Origin of the sequence: Renibacterium salmoninarum ATCC 33209, assembly GCF_000018885.1 — a bacterium.
Taxonomy (GTDB): Bacteria; Actinomycetota; Actinomycetes; order Actinomycetales; family Micrococcaceae; genus Renibacterium; species Renibacterium salmoninarum.
The window spans coordinates 355,293-376,161 of the sequence record NC_010168.1 but is presented as its reverse complement, the minus strand read 5'-3'; the positions used below and the strand labels follow the sequence as shown (position 1 = coordinate 376,161).

At 54.7% G+C, this 20,869-nt stretch carries 4 protein-coding genes, 3 rRNA genes and 5 pseudogenes; 1 reads left to right on the top strand and 11 read right to left on the bottom strand.

The window, feature by feature from the left end; genetic code table 11:
• Positions 1-219: 219 nt before the first annotated feature.
• From RSAL33209_RS01850 to RSAL33209_RS01810, 8 genes and pseudogenes are all read right to left on the bottom strand, one after another.
• Positions 220-1,596, bottom strand: a pseudogene (locus tag RSAL33209_RS01850) (FAD-binding oxidoreductase).
• Positions 1,597-1,785: 189 nt separating this feature from the next.
• Positions 1,786-2,889, bottom strand: a pseudogene (gene mraY, locus RSAL33209_RS01845) (phospho-N-acetylmuramoyl-pentapeptide-transferase).
• A gap of 127 nt (positions 2,890-3,016) precedes the next feature.
• Positions 3,017-3,859, bottom strand: a complete 843-nt coding sequence (locus RSAL33209_RS16815) for a serine hydrolase domain-containing protein (RefSeq protein WP_267895937.1) — start codon at positions 3,857-3,859, stop codon at positions 3,017-3,019.
• Between the two features lie 46 nt (positions 3,860-3,905).
• Positions 3,906-5,171, bottom strand: a pseudogene (locus RSAL33209_RS16810) (IS3 family transposase).
• A gap of 205 nt (positions 5,172-5,376) precedes the next feature.
• The gene (locus RSAL33209_RS01825; protein WP_049758765.1) at positions 5,377-5,640 is read right to left on the bottom strand and encodes a hypothetical protein; all 264 of its coding nucleotides are present in this window, start codon (positions 5,638-5,640) and stop codon (positions 5,377-5,379) included.
• A 162-nt stretch (positions 5,641-5,802) separates the two neighbouring features.
• Positions 5,803-5,919 (bottom strand): 5S ribosomal RNA (rrf, locus tag RSAL33209_RS01820).
• A gap of 222 nt (positions 5,920-6,141) precedes the next feature.
• A 23S ribosomal RNA gene (locus tag RSAL33209_RS01815) occupies positions 6,142-9,275 on the bottom strand.
• 536 nt (positions 9,276-9,811) lie between these two features.
• Positions 9,812-11,348, bottom strand: a 16S ribosomal RNA gene (locus RSAL33209_RS01810).
• The 16S, 23S and 5S rRNA genes sit together here, the layout of an rRNA operon.
• A 554-nt stretch (positions 11,349-11,902) precedes the next feature.
• Between RSAL33209_RS01810 and RSAL33209_RS01805 the strand changes: the two genes are divergently transcribed.
• Positions 11,903-13,063 carry an epoxide hydrolase family protein gene (locus RSAL33209_RS01805; RefSeq protein WP_012243889.1) on the top strand — a complete coding sequence of 387 codons (1,161 nt, stop codon included), beginning with the start codon at positions 11,903-11,905 and terminating at the stop codon, positions 13,061-13,063.
• A 133-nt stretch (positions 13,064-13,196) separates the two neighbouring features.
• On the opposite strand, the gene glgB is transcribed toward RSAL33209_RS01805, so the two are convergent.
• The 3 genes and pseudogenes from glgB to RSAL33209_RS01790 form a co-directional block, all read right to left on the bottom strand.
• Positions 13,197-16,922 carry a 1,4-alpha-glucan branching protein GlgB gene (gene glgB, locus RSAL33209_RS01800; RefSeq protein WP_012243888.1) on the bottom strand — a complete coding sequence of 1,242 codons (3,726 nt, stop codon included), beginning with the start codon at positions 16,920-16,922 and terminating at the stop codon, positions 13,197-13,199.
• Positions 16,922-18,671, bottom strand: a pseudogene (gene treS / locus RSAL33209_RS01795) (maltose alpha-D-glucosyltransferase); the annotation flags it as partial. The gene glgB and the pseudogene treS, both read right to left, overlap by 1 nt.
• 19 nt (positions 18,672-18,690) lie before the next feature.
• Positions 18,691-20,735 (bottom strand): annotated as a pseudogene (locus tag RSAL33209_RS01790) (alpha-1,4-glucan--maltose-1-phosphate maltosyltransferase).
• Between the last annotated feature and the right edge of the window lie 134 nt (positions 20,736-20,869).

The window sequence follows — 20,869 nt, the reverse complement described above, 5'->3', positions numbered from 1 at the left end:
AGTGGTGGCGAACTAGACTGAACTGGCGGCGGCGTGGGGCTTTGCTCCCGAGCCATTCCGGCAACGCCAAGCAGCGCAAAGCAGCCGAGCACGATGCAGAAAAGTAGCCGTCTAATTGATGTTTTTAACTGATTGCCGAACTCCCGTATACCGCCGCGACCCCCATCATCGGCATCCGACACGCCGCATCAAGGCGACGTGATTCAAATTTCCCTTATGCTACACGGCTTTACCGGGATTGAGAATTCCCAGCGGGTCAAACAACGCTTTGATTTGGTGCTGCAAAGACCGAACCTCGGGCTTTATTTCGAGTCCCAGCCAATGCAATTTGAACTGGCCAATTCCGTGTTCTCCGGTGATGGTGCCACCCATAGCCAAGGCAAGTTCCACTGACTCGTCGAGCGCCTGGTTGAGTCGTTTAATGCCATCTTGCGTGCTGCGCTCAATCCAAAAAGTTGGATGTAAATTCCCATCACCCGCATGGGCAACTACCCGGACGTTGACGTTGTTGCGCTGTGCCAGCTCTTCGGTTGCAGCGACATAATCGACCAATCGCGACCTCGGCACAGCGACGTCCTCGCCTACTCTGGTGTCAAGATCGGCATCCATTCCTCGGGAATGTCGACGCAAATCCAGCAGCCTTTGCGCTTCGCTGGGATCCTCCGCGTAAACCCGACCACCCAGCGGCTTCATCGCGGCAATTATCGCTGCTGACTCTGCATCGGCACCGAAGCCGTCAGTCTGAATAAGCAATAGCGCTCCGCCCCGGCTTCGCAGCGTGGACTGCTGCCTGGCGTCGATGTCTTCCATAGACGCACCATCAAGGAGCTCCATAATTGCGGGTTGAACCCGAAGCCGTCCCACAGCAAGGACACCCGCCGCCGCGGTGGTGAAGTCTTCGAAAAATACCGCCAAGGTTTGGCTCTGCACCGATAAATACTTCAGCCGAACCGTAATGCCCACTACGACGCCTAGCGTGCCCTCTGAACCGACGAACAAGCTAGCGAGGTCATAGCCAGCTGCCCCTTTAAAGGTCCGGTGCCCAGTATGGATCAGGCTGCCGTCGGCGAGCACCACTTCAAGCGCTAGCACCGAGTCTCGGGTAACGCCATACTTTGCGCAACGAAGCCCGCCGGCGTTCGTTGCGACGTTACCGCCGAGAGTAGACATTCGATAGCTCGCCGGATCGGGCGCTTACATCAGGCCGAAAGGCTCCACGGCGGCATTGAGATCGGCATTAATCACGCCTGGTTCCACGATGGCTATCTCATCTTCTGGGTGGATTTCCAGGATCCGGTTCATCCGAACCACGCTAAGCACCACTGATCCAGTCGAAGCGTGAGCACCGCCAGAGACCCCTGTGCCAGCGCCCCGAGTAACCAGCGGGACACGATGCTCTGCCGCCAGACGTACTACCATTTGCACCTGCTCAACAGATTCAGCCCAGACCACAGCAAGCGGTAGTTGAAAATCAACGACCGGACCTTGGTCTACCGAATGATCTTGTAAGTCCTCGGCCGCTGTACTCAGGCAAGAAGCCGGAAGCGCTGATCGAAGTTGCTGCAACATGGCGTCGAAATTCAGACATGAATTCATCCTAGTGCGGCGATGACCTTCGCTACCAACCACACTCCCTCCGAAGTATTCGAAAGTACAGTGACCGTTCGGGCAGTCTGGAAACACTTTCAGCGCCTAATTGAAGCTGCCGTCACCGGTACCTCGAAGCAGAAGATGACGTAGCTTGCTTTGAAGATCACTAGCCGACGGCGGTATTAGTCGAATCAACTAAAGAAGCGAGCCCCACTCAGCGTAGAAAATTCCGAGTCCGAAGGCGGCAAAAAGTCCCGAAAAGTATCCAAAAACGGATCACAATAGTGTTTTCTTTCCAACCTTTTAACTCGAAATGGTGGTGCAACGGGGTCATCTTGAACACCCGTTTTCCGCCGGAAATCTTAAAGTACCCGACTTGGATAACGACGGATAGCGTGACGATGACAAACAAGCCAGCCAAAATGACCAGCAGAATTTCCGTGTGCGAAAGGATTGCGAAGCTTGCCATCGCACCGCCGAGCGCAAGAGAGCCCGTATCGCCCATGATGATTTTCGCGGGGTACGCATTCCACCATAGGAATCCAACGAGGGAACCACAGAACGCTCCAGCAATCAGCGCAAGGTCCAAAGGATCGCGCACCCCATAACAAAGGGTGTCCGAGACGCCCGGCATGGCACAACCTCGGTTGAACTGCCAAATACTTATCAACGTGTACGCACCGAAGACAACAATCGAAGCACCCGTCGCTAAACCGTCGAGGCCATCCGTCACGTTAACACTGTTGGAGGTTGACGTGATGATTAAACTGGCCCAAATGGCAAATAAAATGACGCCGATCAGTGGGCCCGCAAAAGCTAAGTTGGCTGGGGTATCTCGAAAAAAGAGATCGCGGTGGAGGCGGGAGTTCTCCCATTTTCGTCCGGAAAATTAAGCGCAAGAACGGCGAACAATACACCGACTGCTGTTTGACCAATGATCTTCGCGCGCGCATTAAGACCAAGACTTCGTTCTTTAGATATCTTTAAGTATAGTCATCAAGGAACCCCACCCCCCATACCGACAGTAACCATCAGCAATAACAGCCCTGAGGGCGAAGGTCCTGTCGAAGCCCCGAATATCATCGTGATGCTATGGGTGGCGAGGTAAGCGACCACCACTGATCCAATAATTACTACACCACCCATATTCGGGGTTCCACGTTTAGTATGGTGCGATTCCGGTCCATACTCACGGATGAACTGGCCGTAGTTCCTCTTCACTAGTAATCGCGCGAAAAGCGGTGCGAGGAACAAGCTCAACAGCAGGGCTAAAACTGAGGCAAGCAGCAGCGCTATCACGATCGATGCCTCCCAGGCTTCTCCAATCAAATCTGCTCGACTCAATCTTCGCCAATGCTATCTGATTTCATCTATCGGACAGGTTAACTAGCAATGGTGTGTGGGAGGAGCTGGTTCACTAAATCAGCTAAGTGCGGCGATGACCTTCGCTACCGGCAATACTCCCTCCGAAGTATTCGAAAGTACCGTGACGGTCCGGGGCAGTCTCGCGCTGGTGCCAACTTCTAAATGAGACGCCGGCGTCGTAGCCTTCCAGCATCACGACGCCGTCTGCGGGCCGGCGCCAAAAGCCAAGGCCATATTCCAGCGGCGGGGAGGCCAAGGAGCTTTGCGGACGAACCAAATCCTCGGCCAAGGGCTCGGGCGCAATTTGGCCAGCAAATAGCGCGGGCCAGAAGGCTGCAAAATCCGCCGCCGTTGAATAGATTCCTCCGTCACCGGTACCGCGAAGCGGAAGATTAAAGACATTGCTTTGCAGATCATTGGCATTCGACGAAAAATAGCCGATGGCGGCATCACCTGGAAGGGCATCAGATCGCAAGAACTCTGTAGCACTCATACCCGCAGGTTTACACACCCGCTCCGAGACCAGATCTGAGAAAGGCGCTCCAGCGATCCGTTCAGCGATCAGGGCAAGAACCACGAACCAACTATTGCAATATTCAAACTTCTCCCCTGGCCTGTGGGATTGCGGAAACCCACCAAGGACCAACAAAAAGTCCTCGGTATTCAACAACCGGTTGACCGCAATCGGCAAGACATAGTCAGTTATTGGATGGTTGGAAGCTTCTGCGAAATAATCACCGATGCCGGAACGATGCGCGAGCAGCTGTCTGATCGTGACATCCTCATCGATAAGGGGCAGATCGGTGCGGAGGAAGGTTCGCGCCTTCGCGTCAAAGTCCAGCAAGCCTTCATCGATCAGTGAAGCGACCGCTAAGGCAGTCAGCCCTTTTGTGCCACTTGCAATGCCAAATCTGGTAATCTGAATCGCCCCGGTGTGTCCGGAGGGTTTCTCAGACGATGAGCCTGTCGGCGGCTGCCGTGCTCTGGTAGTGATTGTAGTAGTGGTTTTCTAGCTCTACTGGTGGGATGTCTCCGCAGTACTGGTAGAGCCTTCGGTGGTTGTACCAATCGGCCCATTCAGCGGTGCCGATTTCGACTTCTTCTAGAGTCCGCCAGGGCTTGCCGGGTTTGATCAGCTCGGTCTTATAAAGCCCGTTGATGGTTTCCGCCAAGGCGTTGTCGTAACTATCACCCACAGAACCGATCGAGGGGCGGATACCGGCCTGGGCCAGGCGTTCGGTGAAGGCCAAGGAGGCGTATTGAGCCCCGGCATCGTGATGATGAATCACCCCGGAAATCTCAGCCCCGGCCCGTTCACGACTCCAGATTGCCTGATTAACTGCGTTGAGCACTAGCACGGTGTTCATAGAAGCACTCGCTGACCAGCCCAGGATCCTCCGAGAGTAGGCATCGATCACGAAGGCAACATAGACCCACCCGGACCAGGTCGAAACATAGGTGAAATCATCTACCCATAGCCGATCCGGTGCCGTTGGTGTGAAATCACGGCGGACCAAGTCCTTCGCTCGGGCCGCCTTCGAGTCTTTGATCGTGGTGCGTTTGACCTTGCCACGGACCACACCCTGTATGCCAAGTAACCCCATGAGCCGTTCTACCGTGCACCTGGCCACCGGCACACCTTCACGGTTCATCGCCAACCAGACTTTCCTGGTGCCGTAAACCCCGTAATTAGCGGCATACACCTTCTGGATCACGGGCTTGAGCACCTCATCACGTTGTTCTCGGTGAGATCGTGTTTTATCCACCCATTCGTAGTACGTGGACGGGGTGGTCTTCACCCCGTCCCAGTAAGCACCTGGCAGATCGACTCGACACCCCACCGCAATCCATTATTCTCGCGGTGACCGGCATGGTCCTTGATGTATTTCACGATCAGTGTTGTGGCGGTCGAGTTCGACCGCGAAAAAAGCTGAAGCACTCCGAAGGATCGCGTTCGCCCGTTTCAGCTCAGCGTTCTCACGCCGTAACCGTTTCAGCTCGGCCGATTCCGTGCTCGTTGTTCCAGTTCTAGTACCAACATCGATCTCGGCTTGCCGGACCCATTTACGCACCGTTTCCGGCACACCCACACCCAAAAGCTGGGCAACTTTTTGCATCGCCGCCCACTCCGAAGATGCACCCTCCATCTCCGCCACCATGCGCACCGTATGATCCTTCAACTCCTGCGGATACCGTGTCGTAGTTTTCCCTGCCATGTCCTGATCCTCTCAAACAAGAAAGTCTCCGGACACACCGGGGCGATTCAGACAGCATATTTGGTATCGAATGGGCCCGCTCGGCGAATCCGTAGGCAGCAGAGAATTCTACGTTTGCACCATGCGAGACGTGAACTACGCCAGAAAAGCTGCTCTCGCTGGCAACGGAATCCACCGCATCGGCTAGTTCAGACATGGCCTGACACTATCGACTATTCGAACTCCAGACAATGACCAATTTCCGTCGTCTGATGAAGTGGCCCGCGGCAGCGTAGCCCAGCGCGGCAGCGATCAAGACACCCGCTAACGCCGGATGAATGTCTTTTGACAAGCCAGACGCCGGGTCTGGGCGCAGCAACCAGACGCCGAGTGGCACCGCGTAGGCAATGGCTACCACAATTACCCAAGGCGTGAGTCGCCGAAGATGTCGATTCGCCACCGTTGCCGCCAGGATAAACAGAATCGGCACTACAGCGAGGAAAGCGAACTGCCCCGGTTCTCGGTTGTGTGTGAGAAAAGTCTTTCCATAAGATCAGCCTCATGCTTTGTTGGGTTGGTCACTGAAGTCACAAAAAGCTTGTTAAATTAATAAAGGTCCCACGTCGTTGTGGGACCTTTATTCTTACTGGTTGTCCGGCGGTGTCCTACTCTCCCACACCCTCGCGAGTGCAGTACCATGGGCGCTGTGGGTCTTAGCTTCCGGGTTCGAGATGGGTCCGGGCGTTTCCCCCACGCTATGGCCGCCGTAACTCTTTTTTACCGGTCCGCACCCTGTTGTGGGGTGTGGTGGTGTGAAGTGTTTGGTGTTGCGTGTATGTAGTTATGTGGTTTCCGTGTCAACGAACCGTTGCTACCCTTTTTAGGTGTGGGTTTGTTGGTTGGGAACCGTAGAGTGGACGCGTGCATGCAGGTTTTTACACTTACCTTTGGTGATAAACCCCTTTTGAAGGGTGGGTTTATCGGTGAGGTGTGGTTGTAAGTTGTTGGCCTATTAGTACCGGTCAGCTTCACAAGTCGTTAGTCCTTGCTTCCACGTCCGGCCTATCAACCCAGTGGTCTGGCTGGGGGCCTCTCACACATAAAGTGTATGGAAATCTCATCTTGAAGTGGGCTTCCCGCTTAGATGCTTTCAGCGGTTATCCCTTCCGAACGTAGCTAATCAGCGATGCACTTGGCAGTACAACTGACACACCAGAGGTTCGTCCGTCCCGGTCCTCTCGTACTAAGGACAGCTCTTCTCAAATTTCCTGCGCGCGCAGCGGATAGGGACCGAACTGTCTCACGACGTTCTAAACCCAGCTCGCGTACCGCTTTAATGGGCGAACAGCCCAACCCTTGGGACCTACTCCAGCCCCAGGATGCGACGAGCCGACATCGAGGTGCCAAACCATGCCGTCGATATGGACTCTTGGGCAAGATCAGCCTGTTATCCCCGAGGTACCTTTTATCCGTTGAGCGACGGCCATTCCACAATGTACCGCCGGATCACTAGTCCCGACTTTCGTCCCTGCTCGAGCTGTCGCTCTCACAGTCAAGCTCCCTTGTGCACTTACACTCGACACCTGATTGCCAACCAGGCTGAGGGAACCTTTGGGCGCCTCCGTTACTCTTTAGGAGGCAACCGCCCCAGTTAAACTACCCATCAGGCACTGTCCCTGACCCGGATTACGGGCCGAAGTTAGGAGTCCCAAGTGGCCAGAGTGGTATTTCAACGATGACTCCACCCGAACTGGCGTCCGGGCTTCAAAGTCTCCCACCTATCCTACACAAACCACTTAGAACACCAATACCAAACTATAGTAAAGGTCTCGGGGTCTTTCCGTCCTGCTGCGCGTAACGAGCATCTTTACTCGTAGTGCAATTTCGCCGAGTTTATGGTTGAGACAGCGGGGAAGTCGTTACTCCATTCGTGCAGGTCGGAACTTACCCGACAAGGAATTTCGCTACCTTAGGATGGTTATAGTTACCACCGCCGTTTACTGGGGCTTAAATTCTCAGCTTCGCTCCGAAGAGCTAACCGGTCCTCTTAACCTTCCAGCACCGGGCAGGAGTCAGTCCGTATACATCGTCTTGCGACTTCGCACGGACCTGTGTTTTTAGTAAACAGTCGCTTCCCCCTGGTCTCTGCGGCCCTTGCCCGCTCTACACAGCAAGTGTGTGTCACGGTCGGGGCCCCCCTTCTCCCGAAGTTACGGGGGCATTTTGCCGAGTTCCTTAACCATAATTCTCTCGATCGCCTTAGTATTCTCTACCTGATCACCTGTGTCGGTTTGGGGTACGGGCGGCTGGAACCTCGCGTCGATGCTTTTCTTGGCAGCATAGGATCACTGAATTCCCCCGTAAGGGGGTCCCATCACGTCTCAGCCTTAATGTTCCCCGGATTTGCCTAGGGAACGGCCTACCTGCTTAGACCGGGACAACCATCGCCCGGCTCAGCTACCTTCCTGCGTCACACCTGTTAATACGCTTACCTCCCAGGATAAGGTCCCGCGATCCACAAAAAACCTCACACCACAAGGGTGATCGATCATGCTTCTGGCGGTTAGTATCACCTGCTCAGTATGGGCGGTTCTTCGCCGGTACGGGAATATCAACCCGTTGTCCATCGACTACGCCTGTCGGCCTCGCCTTAGGTCCCGACTTACCCAGGGCAGATTAGCTTGACCCTGGAACCCTTGATCATTCGGCGGACGGGTTTCTCACCCGTCTTTCGCTACTCATGCCTGCATTCTCACTCGTGTAGGCTCCACCGCTGGTTTACACCGCGACTTCACTGCCCACACGACGCTCCCCTACCACTCCATACGGCTGAACCACGAAGGCTTACCAATAATATGAAATCCACAACTTCGGCGGTGTACTTGAGCCCCGCTACATTGTCGGCGCGGAATCACTTGACCAGTGAGCTATTACGCACTCTTTCAAGGGTGGCTGCTTCTAAGCCAACCTCCTGGTTGTCTAAGCAATCCCACATCCTTTCCCACTTAGCACACGCTTAGGGACCTTAGTTGGTGGTCTGGGCTGTTTCCCTCTCGACTATGAAGCTTATCCCCCACAGTCTCACTGCTGCGCTCTCACTTACCGGCATTCGGAGTTTGGCTGACGTCAGTAACCTTGTAGGGCCCATCGGCCATCCAGTAGCTCTACCTCCAGTAAGAAACACGCAACGCTGCACCTAAATGCATTTCGGGGAGAACCAGCTATCACGGAGTTTGATTGGCCTTTCACCCCTACCCACAGCTCATCCCCTCCATTTTCAACTGAAGTGGGTTCGGTCCTCCACGACGTCTTACCGTCGCTTCAACCTGGCCATGGGTAGATCACTCCGCTTCGGGTCTAGACCCAGCGACTCATTCGCCCTATTCAGACTCGCTTTCGCTACGGCTGCCCCTCACGGGTTAACCTCGCCACTGAGCACTAACTCGCAGGCTCATTCTTCAAAAGGCACGCCGTCACAGTTACTCGTGATAAATCACATGACTGCTCCGACGGATTGTAAGCACACGGTTTCAGGTACTATTTCACTCCCCTCCCGGGGTACTTTTCACCTTTCCCTCACGGTACTTGTCCGCTATCGGTCATTAGGGAGTATTTAGGCTTATCAGGTGGTCCTGACAGATTCGCACGGGATTTCTCGGGCCCCGTGCTACTTGGGATACGTCCCAGGCGGTGTAAACATTTCAGTTACGGGGCTTACACCCTCTCTGGCCGGCCTTTCAAGACCGTTCACCTATGTTCACACTCTCACCTCACCAGTCCGGTAGAACTGGAACAGTACGTCCCACAACCCCGACCATGCAACCCCTACCGGGTATCACACATGAACGGTTTAGCCTGTTCCGCGTTCGCTCGCCACTACTTACGGAATCACTATTGTTTTCTCTTCCTGTGGGTACTGAGATGTTTCACTTCCCCACGTTCCCTCCACACACCCTATGTGTTCAGATGTGGGTCACTACCCATAACAGGCAGCGGGGTTTCCCCATTCGGACATCCTCGGATCAGTGTTCGGTTATCAACTCCCCGAGGCTTATCGCAGATTCCTACGTCCTTCTTCGGCTCCTAATGCCAAGGCATTCACCGTGTGCCCTTAAAAACTTGAACCACAAAAACCAGAGCTAAAACTCTCACCACACCAAAAGATGTGATGAAAAAATTGCTCTTAAACAAATTGCTTTGTTCTTAAGATGCTCGCGTCCACTATACAGTTCTCAAACAACAACACCCACTCCCACACACAACCCACCGAACAAACGGAAAAGGATTGATTAGTAAGAAGGGAAACCAGAAACAACAAACACACCCCACCGACCTCCAACACCAACCAAAAGTCAGTACCAGAATCAGCAGAGCGCCTGTTATCTCAGGACCCAACAGTGTGTTTTGTACCCACCAGAACCTCCCAAACCATCGAATCTTTCCAACCACTCCCCGAAGGAAACAGCGTACTCAACCAACAATCCGAGAACAGAACCAGCGACAACACCTCCGCACCAGAAAACCAGCACTTCAGCATAAATTTGTTGATATTCCACCCTTGAGCACCCACCGAGAAACGAATGTTCTCGCAATGGGATTTAACTCCTCACACTCACACCAGAAACCATGCGGAAACTGATCAAGTGTTTGGTGCTCCTTAGAAAGGAGGTGATCCAGCCGCACCTTCCGGTACGGCTACCTTGTTACGACTTAGTCCCAATCGCCAGTCCCACCTTCGACGGTTCCCTCCCAAAAGGGTTAGGCCACCGGCTTCGGGTGTTACCAACTTTCGTGACTTGACGGGCGGTGTGTACAAGGCCCGGGAACGTATTCACCGCAGCGTTGCTGATCTGCGATTACTAGCGACTCCGACTTCATGGGGTCGAGTTGCAGACCCCAATCCGAACTGAGACCGGCTTTTTGGGATTAGCTCCACCTCACAGTATCGCAACCCTTTGTACCGGCCATTGTAGCATGCGTGAAGCCCAAGACATAAGGGGCATGATGATTTGACGTCATCCCCACCTTCCTCCGAGTTGACCCCGGCAGTCTCCTATGAGTCCCCACCATAACGTGCTGGCAACATAGAACGAGGGTTGCGCTCGTTGCGGGACTTAACCCAACATCTCACGACACGAGCTGACGACAACCATGCACCACCTGTGAACCAACCCAAAAGGGGGAGTACATTTCTGCACTTTTCTAATCCATGTCAAGCCTTGGTAAGGTTCTTCGCGTTGCATCGAATTAATCCGCATGCTCCGCCGCTTGTGCGGGCCCCCGTCAATTTCTTTGAGTTTTAGCCTTGCGGCCGTACTCCCCAGGCGGGGCACTTAATGCGTTAGCTACGGCGCGGAGAACGTGGAATGTCCCCCACACCTAGTGCCCAACGTTTACGGCATGGACTACCAGGGTATCTAATCCTGTTCGCTCCCCATGCTTTCGCTCCTCAGCGTCAGTTAATGCCCAGAGACCTGCCTTCGCCATCGGTGTTCCTCCTGATATCTGCGCATTCCACCGCTACACCAGGAATTCCAGTCTCCCCTACATCACTCTAGTCTGCCCGTACCCACCGCAGATCCGGAGTTGAGCCCCGGACTTTCACGGCAGACGCGACAAACCGCCTACGAGCTCTTTACGCCCAATAATTCCGGATAACGCTTGCACCCTACGTATTACCGCGGCTGCTGGCACGTAGTTAGCCGGTGCTTCTTCTGCAAGTACCCTCAACACCACAAAAATGATGTCTTGTTCCCTACTGAAAGAGGTTTACAACCCGAAGGCCGTCATCCCTCACGCGGCGTCGCTGCATCAGGCTTTCGCCCATTGTGCAATATTCCCCACTGCTGCCTCCCGTAGGAGTCTGGGCCGTGTCTCAGTCCCAGTGTGGCCGGTCACCCTCTCAGGCCGGCTACCCGTCGTCGCCTTGGTTAGCTATTACCTCACCAACAAGCTGATAGGCCGCGAGTCCATCCAAAACCGCAAAAAACTTTCCACCTACACACCATGCGGTGATAGGTCGTATCCAGTATTAGACCCAGTTTCCCAGGCTTATCCCGAAGTCAAGGGCAGGTTACTCACGTATTACTCACCCGTTCGCCACTAATCCACGGCGCAAGCACCGCTTCATCGTTCGACTTGCATGTGTTAAGCACGCCGCCAGCGTTCATCCTGAGCCAGAATCAAACTCTCCGTAAAATTCATTACAAAAAAACTCTTTCCCAGCATCAACCCACAAGCCACCACACGGGGTGTGGCACCCATGAGCAAATACCAAAAAACAAAACAACTTTGGTATCAACAAAAAACAAAACACACTATTGAGTTCTCAAACAACAGACTGCTTCCGAAGCCATTCTACTGGCCACCGGAGAAAATTTTCTAGCCTACTCTTCCTGATTCTCAGTGTCAAATCCGTGTTTTCACCGTGATTTTTGACTGAGTTTCAAGCTCACGACGCGAACTGCAAAAGCTCCAAATCGTAAGGTTTTGCGCCCTTCGAATGTTCAATCTATCGACTGTTTTCGTTAACTTGGCGCGGGATAAAACTATACCACCAGGATCGGGTGATGACAAACCCAGCTGGTTAGTCCAACCAAGATCCCCTAGATATCAAGGATTCTGGCCAATTGCTCCTCGCCTCAGCGCGCTGAGGTACTTTTTGCCTGCGAGTTTGTGCCGCTAAGGCTCGATCTCGAAGAAATCTTCTCATTAGGACAGAAAGTGGCCGGAGCTGAGGACAAACTAAACCCATGACCAACATTGAACCTTTCAACGCCAAAGTAGATCAGGCAGAACTCGATGACTTGAATCGTCGATTACTCGCAACACGATTGCCGGCACCGCTGCCCGGAGATGACTGGGCGACCGGCGTCCCCACCAAATACCTTGGTGATCTGGTTAGCGCCTGGACTACCCATGACTGGCGGGCCACGGAAACTAAGATCAACTCCTTTAACAATTTCCTGACTGAGATTGACGGCCAAAGCATTCACTTTGTTCATGTCAGGTCAAAAGAACCCAGCGCTACGCCCCTACTACTTACACACGGCTGGCCTGGCTCATTTTTAGAATTTCTCGATCTCATCGGCCCACTCACCAATCCCACCGCCTTCGGTGGCAAGGCGAGCGATGCGTTTCACGTGGTGATTCCCTCGATTCCAGGATTCGGCTTTTCCACGCCACTTACTAGCGGACCGTGGCCCAGCTCCCGAATCGCCGCAGCCTGGCTCGAACTGATGAGTCGGCTTGAGTATGAGAGATTCGCGGTTCAAGGAGGCGACCTTGGCGCAGCAATCGCTCCGGAAGTAGGCCGAGCAGCTCCCGACCGGGTGATCGGCGTCCACGTCAACGGGGCGCTAGGCTTCCCTTCCGGCGAAGTCGCTGCCGAGATGTCGCCATTAGACCAAGATCGAATGGCTCGCATTAACGAGTTCATGCAGCGTGAAGCCGGCTACATCGCCATTCAGTCCACGCGCCCCGGTTTGCTCGGCTCAGCCTTGACCGACTCCCCCGTTGGGCAACTTGCCTGGATAGTAGACAAACTGCATGCCTGGACCCAGCCAGCTGAGGCATTGCCCGACGTCGTACTTGGCATGGACTGGTTGCTTGCGAATGTCTCGCTGTACTGGTTCACCCGATCTGCCGGATCTGCTGCTTATGTTGGCTATGCCTCCGCGAACGGCTGGGGTGCCGAGCAAACCAATTCGCAGGTTCCTACTGCCGCCATTCAGTTTGCGCACGACGTTGGTATTCGAAGCGCAGCCGAACGAAGCAACACCATCGTTCGCTGGACCGATGTGACTGAAAGCGGCGGGCATTTCGCTGCGCTGGAGGAACCTACGCAGCTGGTGGCAGACATCCGGGAATTTTTCAGCGACTTGGCATCGGCAACGGCGGCAAAGCAGCGCTAATTTGCAGGCCTTGTTCGGCAAGCCAACCTTGGTTATAGGCCTTAGTCGCGTAGTTGCAGCCGGTACCCGGCGCAATGCCCACCGTTTGCGATAGCAAGACGACATTTAGATAGCCAGATGACCACGCTTCTGGCTATCTAAATGTCGTCTTGCTATCCGAAACGGACGTATGACCTGGGGTTATTCGGCCGGGGCCAAATTCGGAGCTAAGTACAGCGTGCCCAATGGCGGCAGGCTCAACACGGCCGACGCCGGATCCCCCGTACTCTTCAGCATCGGTGTTCAACAATTCGCGCCACTGCCCAGCAGAAGGCAGCCCAAGTCGGTAGTCATGGTGCGGAGCTCCGGAGAAATTCACCACGCAAACTAGCGGATTGCCCTGCAGGTCCCGACGAATGAAGGAAATAACATTGCGATCTGCGTCCGTCGCGTTAATCCATTCAAATCCGCTATGGGAATTGTCCTGCTGCCAACGCGCGGGCGCCAAGCGATAAACCTCGTTGAGCTGGCGCACCAGAAGTTGCACACCGCGCTGCGGTGCCATGTCCGCCAGCCACCAATCCAGTCCGTGCTGTTCGCTCCACTCAGCTTCTTGGCCGAACTCGGTGCCCATGAAAATTAGCTGTTTGCCCGGATGCGCCCACTGCCAAGCAAGGAAAGCCCACAGGTTGGCCAGTTGTTGCCAGCGGTCCCCCGGCATCTTTCGCAGCATGGAACCCTTGCCATGCACCACTTCATCGTGACTTATTGGTAGCAAGAAATTCTCGGTGAAGGCGTAGACCAAAGAAAAGGTCGCCGTTCCGTGATGCCACTTCCGGTTGATCGGATCTTCAGCAATGTAGGCAAGAGAATCATGCATCCAACCCATATTCCATTTCAGACCGAACCCTAGACCGTTCTGATCCGTTGGTGCCGTAACGCCGGGGAATGCAGTAGATTCTTCCGCGATCATCACTACCCCGCCAGAACGTTTGTACGCGGTGGCGTTGACTTCTTGCAGGAAAGAAATTGCCTCTAAATTCTCCCGCCCACCGAGGCGATTGGGCTTCCATTCACCGGCTTCACGTGAGTAATCAAGGTAAAGCATCGAAGCGACGGCATCCACACGTAACCCATCGACATGGAATTCTTCAAACCAGAACAAGGCATTTGCGGTCAAGAAGTTCCGCACCTCAGAGCGGCCGAAATCGAAAATCAGAGTGCCCCAGTCCGGATGCTCGCCCAGCTGCGGGTCCGAATGTTCATAAAGCGGTTCGCCATCGAATTTTGCCAACGCCCATTCATCTTTGGGGAAGTGCGCTGGCACCCAATCTACGATGACGCCAATGCCAGCGCCGTGCAGCGCATCAACTAAGTGCTTGAACTCCTTTGGATCACCAAACCGGGAGGTTGGGGCAAAATACGAAGTAACTTGATAGCCCCAGGAGCCGCCAAAGGGATGTTCGGCAACCGGCATGAACTCGACGTGCGTGAATCCCATCCACTGCGCATATTCGACCAATTCTCGCGATAGCTCTAGATAGCTCAACCCCGGCCGCCAAGAACCCAGATGCACCTCATAAACACTCATCGGTGAATTATGCGGATCAACGTTGCTGCGCTGCGCCATCCACTCGGTATCAGTGAACTTGTAGTTGGATTCGACGACTTTTGACGCCGTCAAAGGCGGAACTTCGGTGCCAAATGCCATCGGATCCGCTTTGTCTTGCCAAGTGCCTGCACGCGAGAGTATTTCGAATTTATAGCTGTTACCCGGTTTGGCATCTGGAATGAAAATTTCCCATACCCCTGAGGAACCTAAGGATCGCATCGCGTAGCCCCGGCCATCCCAGTTATTGAAATCCGCTTTCACGCGCACGGCTTGGGCGTTTGGCGCCCAGACCGCGAAACTTACGCCATTCACCGCACCAAGTTGCGAAGGATAGCTCCGCGGGTGAGAGCCCAGAGCAGCCCACAATTCCTCGTGCCTGCCTTCGCCAATCAGGTGAAGGTCGACGTCGCCAAGTGTTGGCAAAAAGCGGTACGGGTCATCAAAAGTTTCGACGTTTCCATCAGCGTAGCTTGCCGAAATCCGGTAGTCAGGGGCATGGCCGGGCTGTTCGGGCTGAAGCACGGCAACCCAGATTCCGTCATATTCGTGCTGCATCTCCACGGTGCCAGAACTGGTCACTACCGCAACAGCTTGGACCAGGTCGCGCAGCGTGCGAATTGTCACCCAGCCCTGTTCGTCGAGGTGCACACCAAGAACCTCGTGTGGCGCATGATAATTTCCTGCTGAGACTCGCCGGAGCAGTTCTTCGCTCACTGAGATCGGCTGGTGCGGTTCGGCGGCGTTCGCGGAATTCATGGCTGTCTCGCCTTCGTCGGTTTCCAGTGAGCTCAATAATCTCCGCACCGCTGCAACCGGTACTTGAAGCCAGTCCGGGCGGTTTCGAAGTTCGTAAACCACCTCGTATAACGCTTTATCTAGGCACAATGCCAGAAAGAGCGGTGAGGTAGTGCTGATTCGATTGCCGTCCGCGTCCAACGACTCGTATCCGCGGATAAATGCGGCACTAGTCTGCTCCGCCCAAGCTGAATTCTCTGGTTCGCCATTGGCAGTTGCTGAGGCGTAATCGATTGAACGCAAAAGTCCGACGACGTCGCGGAGCGGCACATCTGGTCGGGATCGTTCAGCCACGGCTCGCAGTGGCTCGCCTTCAAAATCCAGCACAAACCACTTCGCCGGCTGGCCATCTGCCAAGGTTCTAATCACCTGTCCCAGATGGAGGTCGCCATGAATTCGTTGTAACTCCAACGGACCTTCGACATTTACTAGACCGTCCAAGACCTTGCCAACTAGGTGCTGGAAGGGACCGACAGCTGGGCCAGCTTGCGACCAAGCCCACCGAATCCGAGCTTCGAGCTCAGCCAAAAATTCGCCCCGAGCTTGAGCATGAAGCGAGGTGCGCCCCAAAGCCGAACGCATCGTGGCATGTAGTCGCGCCGTGACCAGGCCAAGTTGTTCAGCTTCAACGGTAAAGGCCGGCTTGCCCGGGCTGTTACTGCTGGCCTTTGCGCTGGCAACGGCCAGATCCCAACCATCCTGTGCTTTTGGCACCAATTCGTGCAGCACACATAAACTGCCCACTACTCTTTGACCGGTGCGTGGCGCAGAATCCCAGCTGCCTTGGACCCAGCCGTGCAAGGCAGGAGTGTCTAAGCAGCCCGCCTCCGTGAGCGCTTGACCAACCTCTATATCCGGATTGATACCGCTGTTTAACACGCGGAAAAACTTCAAGATCAAGGGCAACACTCGATTGTTGATCACCACGGAACTATTTGACTGCTCCGAACTGATCACCCGAATTCGAGTTGTTTTGCCAAGTTCATGGACGGATCTGAACTGCGCGGAAGAATACGAGCTCAGCGCACCATCTTCGGTTGTACTTTGTAGATGCAAAAGATCCAGCCAGGCCGCGAGAAACACTGGATCGTAAACTCCGTCATAAACCCAACATTCGCCAAGCTCGGGGTGCTGCGTAATTCCAATCAATGAGGTTTCCGCGCCGGCCAGAGCTTCGGTCCGGCAACGCAACGGGATTTGCAGAACAGTGACTGTGCCTTCTGGCTCTGTGCCTTCGCGCTCGGTCGACGGGGATGTCCGCACTGAGACTAAGTGCACTTCAAGGCTGCCGACGCCGGAATTCTTGGCATCCGCGGGTGGGGTGAGTCGAAATCCACCAACTCGATACAGTCCTGCCCCGTTCGATTCGCCGGATGTTCCGGACTCAACCGAACTGTTCTTCACCGGATACCAACGCCGGGGAGGCAGCCAGTCTCGCAGCAGATCGGGAATCGTCGGGGCAGGGTTGGCCATTAGGGCATGGACCTCTCTTGGTTCCCAGACGCTGGTGCAACCAGCGGCATCGGTTGGGTCAATGGTGAAGAAAGATTGGAATTTGCCGAGCGAAATCGCAACCAAAAGAAGTCGTGACTGCCCAAGGTCAGTGTGAGCAGACCGTCGTCGCCAATAGTGGGAAATACCTTGCCGCCAAAGACATCGCGTAAGCCGCGGCCGGCGTACTGTGGCAATCGAACTTGGGTCGCGACGGGGTGCTGCGAAAGGTTAAAGACGCACAGCATGCTCTCGGCAAGTTCACCTTCGACTTTTCCTTCCGGAAGTTCCCGCAAGAAGGCCAAAATTGAGTCCGAACTTGCTTCGACGTTTTGATAGCCGCCAAGACCAAAGGCGAGGTGTGCTTTACGGACGCTGAGGATTTGCCGTGTCCAGTTGAGCAGCGATGCCGAATGCGCTTGCTGAGCTTCCACATTGACTTGGTTGAAGTGGTAGACCAGCGATTGAACTACCGGTAGGTAGAGTTTGCCCGGATCCGCATTTGAGAATCCAGCATTCCGATCCGGGGTCCGCTGCATCGGAGTACGAACTGCGTCTCGATCCAGCAGCCAAATGTTCTCGCCCATGCCGATTTCGTCGCCATAGTCAGAGAAAGGGGCTACCCGGCAGCGACAACAGCAAAGCGTTGATGAGTTCCAGCTCGGCCCTCGAGTTATCCAGCAGCGGCGCAAGCCTGCGTCGAATGCCCACATTGGCGCGCATTCGCGAATCTGGTGCATACCAGCCCAACATCGCCTCACGCTCGGAAGGACTCACCATTTCAAGCGTAAGTTCATCGTGGTTGCGCAAAAAAGTACCCCATTGCGCCCCCTCGGGGATTGCTGGCGTGTCCCGCATCGTCTCGATGATTGGCGCAGCTTTCTGGTCACGCAAAGCATAAAAAAGCCGCGGCATGATCGGAAAGTGGAATGCCATATGGCACTCTGGGGCTTCTTGGGAGCCAAAGTACTCCACAACCTCTTCCGGCGGCTGATTCGCTTCCGCGATAATCACTCGGCCCGGGTATTCTTTGTCCACCATGGCGCGCAAATCGCGCAAGAAGTCGTGCGTACCGGGCAGGTTTTCGCAATTGGTCCCCTCCTCTTCGAAGAGGTAGGGAATGGCATCCGCCCGGAAGCCATCGATGCCCTGGTCTAACCAAAAACGTACGACGTCGAAAATCGCTTCAACAACCTTTGGGTTCTCAAAGTTCAGATCCGGCTGATGGCTAAAAAATCGATGCCAGAAGAACTGCCGACGGATCGGATCAAAAGTCCAATTGGACTCTTCGGTATCGATAAAAATGATCCGCGCATCTTGGTACTTCTCGTCGGTATCGCTCCAGACGAAAAAATCGCCGTAAGGGCCTTCCGGATCTTCCCGCGAGGCTTGGAACCATGCGTGCTGGTCTGAGGTGTGATTTAGCGGCAAGTCGATAATTACTCGCACGCCGCGAGCGTGGGCCTCTGCGACAAGTCGCTGGAAGTCTGACAAGGTACCGAATTCATCGAGAACTTGGTAATAGTCCGAGATATCGTAGCCACCGTCTTTAAGCGGAGACTGAAAGAACGGCGGCAGCCAAAGGCAGTCAACGCCCAACCACTGCAAGTAGTCCAGGCGCTCGATCAGGCCAGAAAAATCTCCTGATCCATCACCGTTATTGTCGTTAAAAGCACGCACCAGCACTTCGTAAAACACCGCTTTGCGGTACCAGTGCGGATCATGCTGAAGTGACCGGGGGCAATACTCATCAAGACCGCCTTACATGCAGGATATGGGCTGGTTCCACGTGGGCGTCCAACCGAACATAATTCTCGCTGCCCCACTGCCACATTTGACCGGTGATGAGTTCTTCCACCGTAAACGTGCCGTCTGGGGCAAACCCGTCGAGCTCTAAGGCCTCGAGATCTAAGTAAACTACCCCTTCGCGCACACTGTGCGGATCGACATTGATTACTACGATGATGGTGTCTTTCACGCTCGCGGCTGCACCAGAGGCGGACCCAGATTCTAGGTAGGTTTTCGTTTTGCTGAACGCTACTGTAGCGGGATCAGAAGTGGCGTGCACCTTGAGATTACCTAAGTCCAAAAGGGCCGGATGCGCCCGACGAATTTGATTCAACTTGGTCATGAACGGCGCCAATGATCGGCCAGTTTTTTCTGCGGCCGAAAAGTCTCGAGCCTTGTATTCAAATTTTTCGTTGTCAAGGTATTCTTCGGAGCCCGGGCGAGCAACGTGCTCATACAGCTCATAGCCCGCGTAGACACCCCAGGGCGGGCTCGACATGGCAGCCAGTGCCGCCCGAATTTTGAACGCCGCCGGGCCCCCGTACTGTAAATATTCGGTCAAAATATCTGGGGTATTGACAAAGAAATTGGGCCGATAAAAGGCCGCGGTCTCCTGGCTGACTTCCTGTAAGTAGGCCAGAATTTCTTCTTTGGTGTTCCGCCAGGTGAAGTAGCTATAGGACTGCTGGAATCCGGCCTTAACCAGCGCGTGCATGATGGCCGGACGGGTAAACGCTTCAGCTAAGAAAACGACGTCCGGATGTTTTTTATTCACTTTGCTAATCAGCCAATGCCAAAACCAAAGTGGCTTGGTATGTGGGTTATCCACCCGGAAAATTTGTACGCCGTGCCCAATCCATAACAACACGATGCGCAGAATTTCCTGCGCGAGCCCATCCGGATCATTATCAAAGTTCAGCGGGTAAATATCCTGATACTTTTTAGGCTGGTTCTCCGCATACGCAATACTGCCGTCAATTCGGGTGGTTAACCATTCCGGATGCTCAATGGTCCAAGGGTGATCTGGTGCCGCTTGCAATGCCAGGTCAAGGGCTACTTCTAGGCCAAGATCATGTGCTTTGGCCACGAACGCATCAAAATCCGCAAAAGTGCCAAGGTCTGGATGGATTGCGTCATGACCGCCGTCCTTGGAGCCAATCGCCCAAGGCGAGCCTGGATCTGTCGCCGAAGCAACCAGAGTGTTGTTCGGCCCTTTTCGGTTGACGACGCCGATCGGATGAATTGGCGGAAGGTAAATAACGTCAAATTCCATTGCGGCGACGCGATCGAGGCTGTGCGCGGCAGTGCGGAAGTGTCCGCTGGTCCACTCACCGGTTTCAGGATGCCGACTCGCGCCTTCTGAGCGGGGAAAGAACTCGTACCAGGCACCACGTCCGGCCGCGTCACGCTCCACAAGCACCGGGTAATCTGGGCTCTCCGTGCGTAAATCCTTGAGGGGAATCGACCTACAGCTGCACGAATTTCCGGACTCAGTCCAGCAGCCAACCGCACCGGTACTGCCAAGTTTTGATCGGCAAGAGTGTTGGCGGCCGTGGTGAATGCTTGACGCTCGCGGCTGGATCGACCGAGGTTGGACGTCGCGTCAGGAAGTAGCGCGGCGCCTTCAGCCAGCATCAGTTCGACGTCGACGTCGGCCGCAATTTTGAGTTCGGCATGGTGCGCCCAGGTGGCGTAAAGATCCGCGAAGGCTTCGATCCTAAAGCTCCAAAGACCGGCTTTCTGCGGGCTAGGGGTGCCGTACCAGCGATCATTTACTTCCGGACTAAGCCGATGGCGTTGACGTTCTTTGCCTTTAGGGTCAAAAAGCACCGCTTCGACGCCAATCAGGTCGTGCCCTTCGCGAAAGACCGTTGCTGAGATCTGAATATCCGCGCCCGGAACCGATTTGGCCGCGACGTCACCGCCGTCAACTACGGGGTGCACGGCACTAATCGGAATGCGGCCATAACCGCTCGCAGTAAAGGTCTTTGACCTAGCTAGCGGCACGGTTTTGACAGCCTGTTTCGCCGCCGGGAAAGTTTTCGCTCGGATTGCTGGCTGGTCAATAGTCACACTCAAAACGCTAGTGGTTGTGCGCGCGGATTGCGATGGCGTTCCGAAACTGTTGCTCGCACTACCTC

Coding starts and splice junctions, on each gene's coding strand:
- RSAL33209_RS01805 (WP_012243889.1), top strand. CDS start 11,903: ATGACCAACATTGAACCTTTCAACGCCAAAGTAGATCAGGCAGAACTC.
- glgB (WP_012243888.1), bottom strand. CDS start 16,922: ATGGCCAACCCTGCCCCGACGATTCCCGATCTGCTGCGAGACTGGCTG.